This is a genomic window from Nocardia sp. NPDC003979, assembly GCF_053605015.1.
The window spans coordinates 1-13,872 of the sequence record NZ_JBSGIJ010000036.1; the positions used below are offsets into that span (position 1 = coordinate 1).

Sequence of the window (13,872 nt, forward strand, 5' to 3'; positions counted from 1 at the left end):
GGTTCGAGCTCTATGACGGCACCGTTCAGCACAAGCTGATGCGGTTGCACCAGATCCGCTATGAGGTCGACATCGTACCCTACGACTGGGCGTGGAATGTCATCGCCGTGCTGCTGCTCGTGGTGGGCGTACTGCTGTTGGGTGTAGCACGTCGCCGCGGTGCGGCGGCGCCACGATAGCGGCCGGGCCGTGCACGAACATCACAGTCCCGACGTATCGGGTGAGTATCTGACCGGGATCGTCGTTGTGCTCGTACTCGCCGCCGTCGGTGCATATCTGGCGGCAGTGTGGCGGCTACGGGCCCGCGGTGACCACTGGTCGTGGTGGCCGGCAGCCGCGGCTCTGAGCTGCGGTGTGCTGCTGATCGTTGCGGCGCTCGCGCCGCTGCCGGGCGAACCGTTCGCCACGCACATGGTGGTGGGAATGGTGGCGCCGCTGGCGCTGGTGCTGGCTCGCCCGATCACGCTCGCGCTCCGCGCGTTGGGCAAACCGGCCAGGGCCAGGTTGCTCGGGATCGTGCGGTCTAGGGTCGTCGCGGTGCTGATGTTCCCGCCGGTGGCGGCGGTGCTCGATATCGGCGGATTATGGCTGCTCTACCGCACCGGCATGTTCGCGGCCGTGCATGACCGGATGGGCCTGCATGCGGTGGTGTTCGTACACGTCTTCGCCTCGGGGGTGCTGTTTTCCGCGGCGGTGACCCAGCTCGAGCCGGTACGGCACCGGTACTCGCTGCTGCTGCGGGCGGCGACGCTGGTCGCGGCTGCCGCGGGGCATGCGATCTGGCCAAGACCTTGTATGCCTCCGGACCGGCGGGAACATCGTTCGCTGTCGGCGATGTGCAGCTCGGCGCCCAGATCATGTATTACGGCGGTGACGTTGTCGAACTCGCGCTCGCCGCGGTCCTGGCCGGCCAGTGGTACCTCGCGACCGGGCGCGCTCAACGCCATGTACTACGGCGACAACAACAATGGCAGCCGGTGACGTCGCACTGACGCCGATGTCCTCATTTTCTTCGGGGACGCCACCACGGTGTGCCCGCCTGCACGCGCGGGTGGCCAGGGCACCACTGTTCGGGTTCGACTCCGGCCCGGACACGGTCGATGTGGGCGCAGCACCCCGACCAGGTGGTCTTGGCGCAGGTCTGGCATCGCACGGGGGAGCACATCAGCGGCCCGCCTCGGTGGTGGTCTCGATTTTCGGGGGACCTTGGTAGGGGCGGTGCAGGGCGGCGAACCCCGGGGTGGTGGCTGCGGTGACCATCGCCTCGAGCAGGACCGGGCCCTGCTCGGCGGCAGGGGTTTCGGTCAGGACGGGTCCCTGGAAACCGTGGCCGTCGATGACGATGATCGGACTGCCGCCGGTGCCTCCGAGGGCATTCTGGCTGGCCTGGTGTGAGCGGGTGACGGCGCTGTCGAGACCGGGGTCGTCCAGGTACTGGGCCAGTGCCGGGTCCATGTCGGCGTCGGACAGTGATTCGGCGAGCGCGGTGGGCCCGAGGTCGTTGCCGTGCGTGTGCAGCCGGTTTCCGGCGGTGTCGTAGAGTCGCGCGAACGCCTCGGGCCCGCCGGTTGCGGTGGCTGCGGCGAAGACCCTCCCGATGACCGAAACGAAGCTCGATACCGCCTCGGCGAAACCACCCGGCACGACCTCCGGGCCAGGACTGCTGGGCCGGTGGGGCGCGTTCATGGCCGGGCGCACCCGGGCAGTGATCGGGATATGGCTGCTGGTGCTGATCGCACTGGGCGCCGCCGCGCCGAGTGTGTTCACCTCCCTGGCCGGGGCCGGGTGGCAAGCCAACGGCTCGGAATCGGTCCGCGCCCGTGAACTCGCCCAGCAGCACTTCGGTGGTAACTCCTCGGCCGCGGTGCAGGTGGTGATCCATTCCGACACCGCCACCATCGGTGCCCCGGCGATGGCACGGGTGGTCGAGCAGGCCACGGCGGTCTTCGCCGGGGACGAGCGGATCGGGCAGGTGATCGCCCCGCAACCGGGGTTCACGATCAGCCCTGACAGACACACCGGCATCGTGATCGCGGGCGCCAATGCCTCCACCGATGACATGGTCAAAGCCGTCGACGAGCACAAAGACTCGTTGACCGCGCTGTCCAAAGACGGCATCGAGGTGTATCCGACCGGGGCGTCGGCGTTGTGGAGCGATTTCAATGTCGCCAACCACGACGCGATGATCCAGGCCGAGATGCTGTCGTGGCCGGTCACCCTGGCGATCATGGTGCTGGCGTTCGGATCGCTGGTCGCGGCCGGGCTGCCGCTGTTGCTGACCCTCGCGGGCTTGGTGGCCTCCGCGGGTGGGTTGGTGCTGCTGAACCAGATCACTCCGATCTCGGTGTGGGCGATGAACTTCGCCATGATGTTCGCCCTGGCCCTGGGCATCGACTACGCGCTGTTCCTGGTCGCGCGCTTCCGCGACGCGCTGGCCCGCACCGGCGATCCCCGCGCCGCGGTCGCCGAAACCATGGACACCGCAGGCAAAGCCGTCCTGCTCTCAGGGCTGACGGTGCTGGTGAGCTTGTCGGCGGTGCTGATCGTGCCCGCTCCCGCCGTGCGGACCATGGCGGTCAGGATCATGCTCGCGGTGGTGTTCGTCCTCGCCGCGACCCTGACCCTGCTGCCCGCCGTCCTCGGCGCGCTAGGCACCAAGATCAACGCCGCCGCGCTGCCCTACACGCGCCGCCAGCAGCACCGCTCGCCGGTGTTCGCGCGCTGGGCCCAGATCCTGCACAAGCATCCGTGGCCGTTCGCCGCGGTGGCACTGGCCATCCTGATCGGGCTGGCCGCGCCGGTGTTCGGGCTCAAGACCGCGATGCCCTCGATCGCGGTCGTGCCCACCGACGCGCCGGTGCGCCAGGGCTATGAACTGATCGCCGAGCAGATGGGGTCCGGCGCTCCGGGCATGCTCTCGATCATCAGCCCGACCGCCGACGCGGCGGCCAGCGAGACCATCGCGCGCGCCAGCGACGGCATCGTCATGCTCACCCCGCCCCAGCCCGCCGCCGACGGCGCTGATGTGGTGATGATGCAGGCCATGCCCGCAGTCGATCCCTCGGCACCACAGATGGCCGAAATCCTGGACCGGTTGCGCGCCGACCTGCCCGCCGACGCGGTGGTCGGTGGCGCGGCGGCGGAAAACCTCGACCTGAAATAAGCCCTCGACGACTACCTGCCGATCGTGGTGGCCATCATCTTGGTGCTCGGGTTCGTGTTGTTGCTGATCGCGTTGCAGGCCCCGCTGATCGCGGCCTTGGGAACCCTGGTCAGCTTGCTCTCGACCGCGGCCGCGTTCGGGGTGGCCAAGCTGATCTTCCAGGACGGGCACGGCGCCGAGCTGCTGGGCTTCACCCCGCAGGGGTTCCTGGACGGGTGGGGGCCGGTGTTCTTCTTCGCGATGATCTTCGCCATCGCGATGGACTACACGGTGTTCTTGCTGGCCACCGCCAAGGAACACTACGAACGCTCTGGCGACCCGCACGCCGCGCACCTGGACGGGCTCGCGCATTCGGGGCGGGTCATCTTCGCCGCCGCGGCGGTGATGGTGGCGGTGTTCTTCACCTTCGCCCTGGCCGACCCGCTGCCCCCGAAGGAGATGGGCATCATCCTGGGTGTCGCGGTCCTGCTCGACGCACTGCTGGTGCGGCTGGTGCTGCTGCCGGTGATCCTGCGCCTGACCGGGCACGCTGCCTGGTGGAGCCCGGCGTGGCTGACCCGGGTGCTTCCCACCATCAGCTTCGCTCACCACTGAACCACCGGCCAACCCACTTCCTCGGATCCCCCGCTCAATACCCCACGGGGTATATTGGGGAGGATCCGAGAAGGGAAACATCGATGAACGCCAACGACGAGGCGATGACGCAAGTCCTCAACAGACTGCGCCGCGCCCAGGGCCAACTCACCGGGGTGATCGCCATGATCGAGGACGGGCGCGACTGCAAGGACGTGGTCACCCAACTCGCCGCGGTCTCCAAAGCGCTCGACCGCGCCGGATTCAAGATCGTCGCCACCGGCCTGCGCGAATGCCTCACCGAAACCCCCGACGGTGAGGCCGCGCCCATGAGCATCGACGAACTGGAAAAGCTCTTTCTCGCCCTAGCCTGACCCCACACAGCGCGGGGTCGGGTACGCACACTGGAAGGACTCCCGCCGATGGCATTGCCACCGCGACCGCACGGATGGACCATCACCCGCCTCGTCCCGGCCCTGGCCGGGACGCTGGTCCTGCTCAGCGTATTGCTGAGTGTGACCCTGTCTCCGTGGTGGCTGATCCTGGCCGCCCTGGTCGGGGCGAACTTGCTGCTCTACAGCGCGGCGGGCTGGTGCCCGGCCACCCTGGTGATGCGCCGATTCGGTCTGACCGACACGACCTGCCCAACCCCTACCGCCTGACCGCTCTCCTCGGATCGGAGCACACGAATGGACCTGGCCCTGTCGACCACGCTGCACACCACCTTCGACGACGCGCTCGAACGCACCCGAGACGCGTTGGCCGAGCAAGGATTCGGCATCCTCACCGAGATCGACATGCAAGCCACCCTCGGCCACGACATGGAGGACTACCGCATCCTCGGCGCCTGCAACCCACCCCTGGCCCACCGAGCGGTCGAGATCAACCGCCAGATCGGGCTGCTGCTGCCCTGCAATGTCGTGGTCCGTCGCGACCGGACCGACACCGACACCGACACCGACACCGACACCATCATCGTCGAAGCGATGAACCCTCAGTTCATGGTCGCAGTCACCGGTCAGCCCGCACTCGATCCGGTCGCCGAGGATGCCACCACCCGCCTGCGCGCAGCCCTGGCTGCGCTGGGGGCCACGGGGATTTGACATGACGCCCACCGTCCCGGTCTATCCCGGTCACTGCGCCAGACTGCCGCGCCTTCCCAACGAGCCGATCGTCCCTACGGCCCTGAGCCGATTATCGACGACCCGAATAACCTTGGCACGCCGCTCGGTGAGACCACCCACCACATCTCACTCCGGCCTTCGCCAAGCCTAGGATTTCCGACCGACCCGCCGAGCAAGCGCGCCGGTTCGAGACCTCGGACTCCGAGTGCACCGGTGGTGACTGGTTGCAGAGCGGGACCGATGGCGTCCTTGCCGGTGCCCGGCCCGGTGGGATGCGTATCGCACTCACATGTAGCACCGGTGCATCAGCCACTGGCACTGAAGCAATTGAATATCAAGGAAATGATAGAATGATTGCCAACGCGAGGTGGTATGACGTGAGCAATGGGGCTGGATACATTGCAGCGCAGCTTCCTTCCAGAACCCTCATCAGCAATTACAGTAGCTATAGCCCGAAATCCCTTCTAATCTGCAGCAGACCCCGCACCCCAGCGCGGTCCTGAACCTGCTCGTCGGCCGTGCTGGGCCTGGCAAGTAAAGGCAAAGCGACCGAGATGGTACGCCTGGAATGTAGGCCTTTGATCAGACTTCGTTGTCTTGCGAAATCCGCCTAGAGCAGTCCAATATTCTCGGTGTGCAGCGTCGCAGTCGGATCGATTCGGATTCCCCGGGCTCGTGACGACGCATCGATAATTCCCCAAATGATAGCGCTGAGATGATCCCGGAAGGCCGAGCGGGACATCGCGGATGGGTCGGCTTGCGAGTCAATCCACCAATCGGTTGCGGAGAGGCTGGCCCCTATGATTGACTGCACGACCAAATCTATGCCGGTGCTGTCCGCGCCAACGTTCTCCAACACGGCGGCGAAATGGCCAGCAATGAAACCGGCGAGCTCGCGTGCATCCTCCAGGGCCTGATCGGATTCTGATGAGCTCTCGCTAAAATGACTCCGCACGAGATATTTGAAAACGTTGCGGTGCTCGTCGACCAATTGCGTATATTGCTCGACGAGCTGATTCATCACTTTACCGATCGGCTCGGATCCGAAGTCGACCGCATCGAGAATGTTGGTCCACATGAGGTCCTTCGCCCGCTCCACCACAGCGGCACGGAGGCCCTGTTTGTCGTTGAAGTGGCGATACAGCTTAGGTTTTGTTGCGCCTGCTTCCCGGGCGATATCGTCCATGCTGGCCTCGGGGCCATATTTAGCGAAGGCTTGGTACGCGGCATCGACCAGCTCCGCGCGCACTACGGCCCGATGCTCTTCCCAACGGCTTGATCGTGCGTCAACTCGCCGAACCACCGAGCTACCGACCTCCAACATTTTCCGTCGCGCGCCTGCCACGATGCCGATCCTACGCTACGGGCTACACGGATGGACAAGTACACGAGGTCGGCAGCCCGTTAACGCCTGGATTCTGGCGATGCCACCGCTGGTTGTGGACGGTTAGCCGAATGTCACAATGACGGTATCGGTGATCGGTAGAGACTGGCAAGCCAGGCGGTCGCCCTCCTCGATGTCGTCCTCGTCGAGTACGTCGTTCACTCTCATCTGTATGTCACCATCTATGACCTTGCATACGCACGCGCCGCATCCGCCTTCGCGGCACGAGTACGGCGGCGAAAAGCCCTCGTTCAGCAGGACTTCGACGAGCGTAAGATCCTTGGGCCATTGAAGCTCGGCACGGTCACCATCCAGGTAGACCACGAGACGTGCCTGCTCCGTGGTCATCGACTGCTTGACGCCAATTTCGGTGTCGAACGGATCGGAACGAAGAGATTGGAAAATTTCTCGATGGAGATTGCCATGCGGGATGCCGACATGATGCGCTACGTCGCCCACTAGGTCCATGAAAGCCGCTGGACCGCACACGAAGTACATTCGATTCTTATATGCGCTGCAGAGTTCTGAGAGAGTTTCTCGGTCCGGGAGTCCTCGCTCGCTCTCCAGCCACTCTATGAGAATGAGCCGTTCCGGAAACTGTTTCGCCATATAGCGAAGGTCTTCGCCAAAAATTACGCTCTCTGCGTCCTGGTTCGCATAGAAAAGCACAAGATGGCCATCACCCTCGAGCAGAGCTGACTTGATAATTGAGATGATTGGCGTGATGCCGCTGCCAGCTGCTAGCAGTACCATATCCGAATTCAGATCCTGCGGCGTGAAGTGTCCGCTAGGCGGTAGCACGGACACGATAGTGCCAGTGGTGATATTGTCGCACAGCCAGTTGGATCCATACCCACCCGCTGTGCGTTTTACTGTTACGGCCAGCTCGTCCTCGGTGTGCGGAGAACTCGACAGCGAGTAGCAACGGGCTGCAGGTTCCCTCTCGCCACTCCCAGGAATGCGCAACGTAAGGAACTGTCCCGGAGTGTACGAGAATGTTGCCCATTGATGCTCCGGGACGTCAAACCATATCGAGACGGCATCCTGCGTCTCCTGCACCACGCGGGACACAGTGAGCTCACATGGCATATTTTTCTTCGAGAACATTCCATCTCCCTCGATGCTGGACAGTCACTCTAGGACGTCCGTATGGCCCGGCGGTCCGGCATCAAATGTTGTAATTCACCAGACCGTATCGGCGACCTATCGCGAATCCGAGGCGGGCCAGAGGCGCGTTGAGGTCCTGGTACCGTGGCCCTACCGCCCGCGTAATAAAATCGAAGCCGAGGGCGTCAGGCCCGATGAGAACGCGCGGCTTATTGCGACGCACGCCCTTAATGATTGAATCCGCAGCGCCTTCGGGTGTCGTGAGAGCAATCCGATCGAATCCGGCAACAATCTTCTTTTGATCGCCCATTGTGCCGACGCCCCGAGCATCCCGCACGATATTGGTCCGGACGCCACCGGGATGAACGCAGGTTACACCTACGGGCAAGCGGTTAATTCGCATCTCTTGACGCAGCGCTTCGGTGAAACCTCGGACAGCGAATTTGGACGCGTTGTACGCGCTCTGGCTGGGTATGGCCATCAGCCCGAAAACGCTCGAAACATTGACAACGTGGCCGTCACCTGAATCAATCAGATCCGGAAGAAATAGTTTTGTTCCGTTAACCACACCCCAGAAATTGATGCCCATCAACCATTCGAAGTCGATCCATTCCATGTCCACTACATCGGCGCCTAGCGCAACGCCCGCGTTATTGACGACCATGCTGATCGATCCGAATTCCGCCAGGACGCGGTTCCGGTAATCCTGGAATGCGTGACGATTGGCTACATCGAGCTCATAGGGTCGGCATTCTGCACCAAGCGAACTGCAAACAGCGGCGGTCTCCTGTGCGCGTTCCGCGTCGATATCAGCGATCGCGAGCCGGGCGCCGTCGCCAGCGAGCCGAATTGCGACGGCGCGGCCGATGCCCGAACCGCCCCCCGTTACCGAGACCACCCGGTCTCTGAAGTATTTCATTTCGGAAGGTTCCCCTTTTCGAGCGCCTTCGAGAGGTCGGCGGTGTATTGTGTACCGGCCAAGTCGCCGATAAATCCGAAATCCGCCGGCGCCAGTTTGCGAGTGCGCCGCCAGTATTGCCATGTGAAGCCCGGCCAAACAGTTCGGTTGACACCCTGTGCGTCGAGGTACCAACTTGTACACCCGCCGCTACTCCAGACTCCCTTGACCAGCTTGGCCTGAATTTCGGAGTTGAATTTCCGCTGGACCGGCTCGCGTACTTCTAGCGCAGCTGCGCCACGTTTGTTGACAAGATCGATCGCCGAGATAATGTATCTGATCTGGCATTCAATCATAAAGACTACGGAGTTATGGCCCAGCCCCGTGTTGGGGCCGAGTAGGAAGAAGAGATTGGGGAATCCGGCGGTGGTGATGCCGAGGTGCGTCTGGATCCCTTCGTCCGACCAAACCGTTGCGAGTTCCCTGCCGGACGAGCCCTTGAGGCGAAGGCTTTCAAACCCGTCGGTCACATGGAATCCGGTCGCGTAGATGATCACATCCGCTGGACGCTTCTCGCCGTTCCGTGACACGATCGCGTCCTCGGTTATCTCAGAGATACCTTCGGTGATGACGGTTGTGGTTGGTCGATTCAGTGCTGGATAGTAGTCACTCGAGCCGAGAATCCGCTTACATCCGATGCGATAGCTAGGCGTGAGTTTACCGCGCAACACGGGATCATCGATTCCCTGTGCGATGTTCCACTTGGCAATGCTCTCAAGTGGGCGCATGAGGTTGAGGTGGCCATTGAGGCCCATTGACAACGATTCTGCTGACCAGTAGACAGCCGCCCGCACTGCCTTCGCAAGAATCGGCATCCTGGCGAATGCCGCCCGGATAGATTCCGGAATCTTGACATTCTTCCTTGGTAGTACCCATGCTGGCGTCCGCTGGTATACGTGCAGTTCAGCGGCTTCCTTGGCAATCTCGGGAATGAACTGAATCGCACTGGCTCCGGTGCCGATCACGGCGACCTTCTTGCCCGCCAATGAGCAATCATGATCCCACTGCGCCGAATGAAAGACCGTGCCGTTGAAGTTCTTCTGCCCGTCAATTGTAGGGATGCTCGGTATGTGTAGCGCTCCGACTCCTGAGACTAGGAACTGGGCGATGTACTCGTGGCCGTCGGATGTGACCAGATGCCAGGCGGAATCATCGGGATCCCAATGTCCGGATTGCAGTGTCCGACCAAAATGAGTGTACCGATACAGATCGTACTTGCGTGCTAGCCCGGTGAGATAGTTCTGGATCTCGCCCTGCCCTGCCCAGAGCCGACTCCAGTCCGGTTTGGGTTCGAAGGAGTACGAGTACATATGCGAAGGAACGTCACATGCGCAGCCCGGATACGTGTTGTCGCGCCATGTTCCGCCGATCTCGGTCTCTTTCTCGATAATTAGGAAATCATCTATTCCCGCTCTCAGCAACTGTATTGCCATCCCCATTCCCGAAAATCCGCTTCCGACGATGAGGACTTGCGCCCGGTGGACTGTGATTCGCGCTCCGTCACCTCCCGAGCCATTGGACTTTTGTGCATACTTGGCAGATCGACTTTTGCTCATCGGTTTCCTCTGGCCGGTGCGGCTCGCCCAGTGCTAGCCGCAAATTCATGTGTCGTGCGAAATTCCTCGCCACGTCCGTGCGCTTGTGTTTTCGCCGGACTGGGCTGCTCACCGCTGGGCGATATCCTCGGGGAGGCTCCTGGACAGACGCCACAGGAACATTGTGATGCGCCCTTCGATCATGCCGGCCTCGTCAAAGAACCGGATCATCGGCTCGGACATGAACTGCAAATTCTCCCGGTAGTGTGGACCGGACTGGCACGCCAAGAACCCACGTAGTGGATGCACGCCGACGACACGATACAGCTTCGGGTTAATCAAGATCGGATAAGCCAAGTTTGCGACGACCGCGAGCACGCCGCGATGCCATGCTCTCGAGACTCGCCCCCGTACGCGCATGCCATCGACAAGTTCGGTTCGCGCGAACGTGATGTGGCGTGCCTCCTCGAGTACATGGATCTTCATCAACTGCCGGACCTGTGGCTGTAGACGCTCGTCATTCATCGCCTCGCGCTGGGCCCTATCGAGGATCTCCTCGATCAACAGCGTCGCACCCTGAATGGACGGCCCCAGCGGGATGAAGTGCAGGATCTTCGCCATCGAAAGGAACCCGCGCGGGAGCTTGTAGGGCGGGATGCCCGTTTTGGCAATCAAGCGCGCGAACATCATGGAGTGGCGGCTCTCGTCGCCAACTTCGGCGAGTGCGTACAGCGACTTGTTGTCGACGAGGTCCCCTGTGGTGTTCTGCCGTAGCAACGCCATGCTCAGCAGATTCTCAGCGTAGATTCCGAAGCTGAGAATGCTCACGAGTTCATGCTTGCCCAGCTCAACTTTCTGTGCGTCCGAGAGCCGGTCCCAGATCTCGGTGCCGAAGAGCGACACCCGGTGTTCGGGCAGCCATGCCTTATCCGGCCACCATGGACTATCCCAGTCGATGTCAACCTCGGCGTCATAGGACTTCTCGGCAGAGGTCTTGAGCAGTCGCCCGGCCGATCGTTGAAGATCGGTGCGTCGGCGTCCACTCACGCGGGCCATGCCGTCAGTGGTAACGGCTATCGGCCCGGCGCTGTGGCTTCGTACTTCGCTTGATGTCATTTGTCCATCTCTCGACTCGGCCGATGGCACGGCATCGGCGTATCTGGCACGGTGTGCCACCCCGTCGGAATGCTTGGACTCCCGCCCAAAGTTACCCGAACGATGGGTAGCGGATACTCGGGGTATGAGGTAACTTTGACTGCGGCAGACCGGATTGTCAAGCGGTCAACGCCCTCGGATTCCGACGTCGGCCCACCACACCGGCAGTGCTGGTGTGGTGGATCCCGTTGCAGGCGTCGGCTGGCGATCACGCGAAGGAAGCCACAGTGAATTCTCATAGTCCGCACGATGACTCCGACTACATCGGGTCCGCGACGGTGATCATGGCAAGCACGGAAGTCGAGGTACAGGTCGAGCTGCGCGGCTTCTTCCAACCCATCGATGGCCGCTTCTGCTGGTACGGGCGGGTTGGACAGAGTGACATTCTCGACGAGTTTCTGCAGGGTCGTCGACGTTCGGTAGTGGTCCGGACTTCTGCCGGCGAAGCTGCCGGAACCATCGGTGATCGAGACTTCTGGGGTCGCTATCGGATTCAAGGCCGCGGTCGCCCGCCATACCCCACGCCGTCATCACTAGACGAAGTCGAGGCGACGCCGAGTTGAACTACGGACCGCGAAGACGGACGGCGACAACCAGCCGCTTGCGAATGGAACCGGAACCGACATGATCCGCTATGGACACCTGCTCGACGCCCGAAGATCCGCAGCCTGGACCATGATTGTCACCTGCGGCGCAGTGGCTCTCGTTGTCGCGGCTATGGCAGCGCTCTATACCGCGCTCCCCGCTATAGCCTTGGACACGGGCGCGGATCAAAACGCGCTTACCTGGATAGTCGACGGCTATACGCTGGTGCTTGCTTGCCTCGTGTTGCCAGGGGGAGCGATCGGCGACAGATATGGCCGTCGACGTGTTCTGACGGCAGGCTTGGCCGTATTCGCGGTCGCTTCTCTGGTGCCCGTGCTGGTCGACGCCCCGATATGGCTCATGCTCTCCAGGGCTGTAGCGGGAGCCGGAGCCGCCTTTGTCATGCCTGCGACTCTCTCGCTGCTGACCGCAAACTTACCGGTGGACAAACGGGAGTACGCGGTCGGGGTGTGGGCAGGTGTCGCCGGTTCCGGCGGAGTAATCGGTATGGTCGGATCCGGTCTGCTCCTCACACGTTGGTCATGGCACTCGATTTTCGTCGGCCTGACCGTCGTCGCACTGCTGCTGTTGGTGCTTGGTCTCACCGTCCCTGATTCACAAGACACCGAATGCCCGCGGCTGGAGGTTCGCGGCATGTTCTTGGTGGTACTGGCGATCGGGACGACGGTATTCGCGGTCATGGAGGCTCCGACGCGTGGTTGGACCGATGGCTGGGTCTTCGCCATGGGAGCGACCGGCGCAATGAGTGTCGTGGCCTTCATCGTCACTGAACTCCGTGTCGAGCACCCCTTGCTTGATGTACGGCTGTTCCGCCGCCGAGGTTTCTCGAGCGGTGCGTTGTCGATAACCATTCAATTCCTCGTGACTTTCGGTGTGATGTTCCTGCTGGTGCAGCATTTCCAGCTCATCTTGGGGTTCACGCCCCTGCACTCGGCCTTGGCGCTTGCCCCGATGGTTGCTCCCCTCATCGTGATGTCTCTCGTCTCACCGATGATCGCCGCGTGGCTGGGGCTCCGGGTGACGACCACGACCGGGCTACTTACCATCGCAGTCGGCTTGTTGGCCCTCCAGCGCCTCGACACCGGTTCGTCTTACCTCGATGCGCTCTGGCCGCTGCTGATCATGAGCGCTGGCCTGGGCATGTCGGCCGCTCCCGCCACCAACGCGATCATGCTCGACACGCCCTTGGAGAAACACGGGGTATCAGCTGCGGTCAACGACGCAACTCGAGAGATCGGCGCCGCAGTCGGTGTCGCCGTCGCCGGCAGCATCCTGTCGGCGAACTACACGTCGAAGATCGCGGAGGTGTTACCCCGCCTTCCTGAGCCTGCTCGCGACCCGGTGCGGAGTTCGCTGGCTGGTGCACTCGAAGTCGCTGAGCGCGCGGGGGCTGCGGGAGAGCCCCTCGCCGAGTATGCGAAAGCCGCCTTCTGGGATGGAGTGGAACACTCCGCGTTCGCGCTGGCCGTGATCAGCCTCGCAGGCGCGCTGATACTCATCCCGCTCTCTCCTGGACGCACAGTCGACGAAGGCCACAAAGTCAGTTGCGTTCGCCGGGGCCGTCGAAATCGTCTGCGACGCCTCCGGCTTACGCGTGGTGCGCGGAGGAAGCGGTTGGAGTCAATGCCTACCATTGAACCGGCGCAACGGTAAGCCGAACGCACTTTCCGGATCCGTTCACACTTGCGGACCGCTTCAGGGCGTCAGCAGAACAGCCAGTCGGGAGCGAACTTTGGTGATGAACTCTCGTCGCCGACGTGCTCGGGTGGTCGGCTAATGGCACATGCCCGATCTGAGTGACTGCCCGGTTGTCGTGGTGTCCGGCCCGAGAGTGCGCCCCGTTCCTGGTCTAGCCGGTTGGAGCCTGAGCCGTTCGGGGCTCCTGCAGGATTGGGTGACAGCCCTACTCCGGAGGTGTGGCCAGCGGGGAGCCAGTAGGATTCCAGGTCGCTGATCGGTGGCACATCTGGGAGAACGTCGGTGACGCCCTCGAACACGCTATCGCACCGCCGACACTGCCTGACCGCCGCGGCGGGCTGCCTCGATGACGCCCCCGCAACTACCCGATATCGCCGAGGTCTCCGCAGGCTTGCATCGTGGTCCGGTCGAGCCAGGTCTGCGCCAAGACAGGGTCGCGATCCGATGCCAGCAGCGTTTCGCCGAGGTCCAGGAATCATCTACGAGTTCAAGCCCCATCTCCTCAGCGGTGGAATAAGGGATGCACCCGACGCCGCCCTGCTGTTTGACGCGATCACCGCCTGCGGCTA

At 62.7% G+C, this 13,872-nt stretch carries 13 protein-coding genes and 1 pseudogene; 8 read left to right on the forward strand and 6 right to left on the reverse strand.

Features of this window, described 5'->3' with window-relative positions:
* Together ACWEVR_RS33180 and ACWEVR_RS33185 are read left to right on the forward strand one after the other, a co-directional pair.
* Nucleotides 1–179, forward strand: a 179-nt coding sequence (locus ACWEVR_RS33180; protein WP_019050218.1) for a DUF2243 domain-containing protein, incomplete at its 5' end; no start/stop codon positions are given.
* A 106-nt stretch (nucleotides 180–285) separates the two neighbouring features.
* Nucleotides 286–981, forward strand: a complete 696-nt coding sequence (locus ACWEVR_RS33185; RefSeq protein ID WP_280305952.1) for a cytochrome c oxidase assembly protein — start codon at nucleotides 286–288, stop codon at nucleotides 979–981.
* A gap of 183 nt (nucleotides 982–1,164) precedes the next feature.
* On the opposite strand, the gene ACWEVR_RS33190 is transcribed toward ACWEVR_RS33185, so the two are convergent.
* Nucleotides 1,165–1,644 carry a mycothiol-dependent nitroreductase Rv2466c family protein gene (locus ACWEVR_RS33190; protein ID WP_019050217.1) on the reverse strand — a complete coding sequence of 160 codons (480 nt, stop codon included), beginning with the start codon at nucleotides 1,642–1,644 and terminating at the stop codon, nucleotides 1,165–1,167.
* On the opposite strand from ACWEVR_RS33190, the pseudogene ACWEVR_RS33195 reads away from it, so the two are divergent.
* From ACWEVR_RS33195 to ACWEVR_RS33210, 4 genes and pseudogenes are all read left to right on the forward strand, one after another.
* Nucleotides 1,598–3,757, forward strand: a pseudogene (locus ACWEVR_RS33195) (MMPL family transporter). The gene ACWEVR_RS33190 and the pseudogene ACWEVR_RS33195 overlap by 47 nt on opposite strands.
* An 83-nt stretch (nucleotides 3,758–3,840) precedes the next feature.
* A complete protein-coding gene (locus ACWEVR_RS33200) occupies nucleotides 3,841–4,110 on the forward strand; it encodes a metal-sensitive transcriptional regulator (RefSeq protein WP_019050215.1) in 270 nt (89 codons plus the stop codon).
* A 48-nt stretch (nucleotides 4,111–4,158) separates the two neighbouring features.
* Nucleotides 4,159–4,398 carry a YgaP-like transmembrane domain gene (locus tag ACWEVR_RS33205; RefSeq protein WP_022565916.1) on the forward strand — a complete coding sequence of 80 codons (240 nt, stop codon included), beginning with the start codon at nucleotides 4,159–4,161 and terminating at the stop codon, nucleotides 4,396–4,398.
* Nucleotides 4,399–4,425: 27 nt separating this feature from the next.
* A complete protein-coding gene (locus tag ACWEVR_RS33210; RefSeq protein WP_019050213.1) occupies nucleotides 4,426–4,839 on the forward strand; it encodes a DUF302 domain-containing protein in 414 nt (137 codons plus the stop codon).
* A 631-nt stretch (nucleotides 4,840–5,470) separates the two neighbouring features.
* On the opposite strand, the gene ACWEVR_RS33215 is transcribed toward ACWEVR_RS33210, so the two are convergent.
* The 5 genes from ACWEVR_RS33215 to ACWEVR_RS33235 form a co-directional block, all read right to left on the reverse strand.
* Complete coding sequence (locus ACWEVR_RS33215) at nucleotides 5,471–6,109, reverse strand: TetR/AcrR family transcriptional regulator (RefSeq protein WP_019050212.1); 639 nt, start codon at nucleotides 6,107–6,109, stop codon at nucleotides 5,471–5,473.
* A gap of 198 nt (nucleotides 6,110–6,307) precedes the next feature.
* On the reverse strand, nucleotides 6,308–7,351 hold the full coding sequence (locus ACWEVR_RS33220) for a ferredoxin--NADP reductase (RefSeq protein ID WP_022565917.1): 1,044 nt from the start codon (nucleotides 7,349–7,351) through the stop codon (nucleotides 6,308–6,310).
* Between the two features lie 61 nt (nucleotides 7,352–7,412).
* A complete protein-coding gene (locus ACWEVR_RS33225) occupies nucleotides 7,413–8,270 on the reverse strand; it encodes an SDR family NAD(P)-dependent oxidoreductase (RefSeq protein ID WP_280303040.1) in 858 nt (285 codons plus the stop codon).
* Complete coding sequence (locus ACWEVR_RS33230) at nucleotides 8,267–9,865, reverse strand: flavin-containing monooxygenase (RefSeq protein ID WP_452470153.1); 1,599 nt, start codon at nucleotides 9,863–9,865, stop codon at nucleotides 8,267–8,269. The genes ACWEVR_RS33225 and ACWEVR_RS33230 overlap by 4 nt, the downstream gene beginning before the upstream one ends.
* Before the next feature lie 108 nt (nucleotides 9,866–9,973).
* Nucleotides 9,974–10,960, reverse strand: coding sequence for an AurF N-oxygenase family protein (locus tag ACWEVR_RS33235; RefSeq protein ID WP_051719633.1), 987 nt, complete (start codon nucleotides 10,958–10,960; stop codon nucleotides 9,974–9,976).
* Between the two features lie 266 nt (nucleotides 10,961–11,226).
* On the opposite strand from ACWEVR_RS33235, the gene ACWEVR_RS33240 reads away from it, so the two are divergent.
* Both ACWEVR_RS33240 and ACWEVR_RS33245 read left to right on the forward strand, forming a co-directional pair.
* Entirely contained in the window at nucleotides 11,227–11,562 is a 336-nt protein-coding gene (locus ACWEVR_RS33240) for a DUF4873 domain-containing protein (protein ID WP_074965659.1), read from the forward strand.
* 61 nt (nucleotides 11,563–11,623) lie between these two features.
* Nucleotides 11,624–13,258 carry an MFS transporter gene (locus tag ACWEVR_RS33245; RefSeq protein WP_022565922.1) on the forward strand — a complete coding sequence of 545 codons (1,635 nt, stop codon included), beginning with the start codon at nucleotides 11,624–11,626 and terminating at the stop codon, nucleotides 13,256–13,258.
* Nucleotides 13,259–13,872 lie beyond the last annotated feature (614 nt).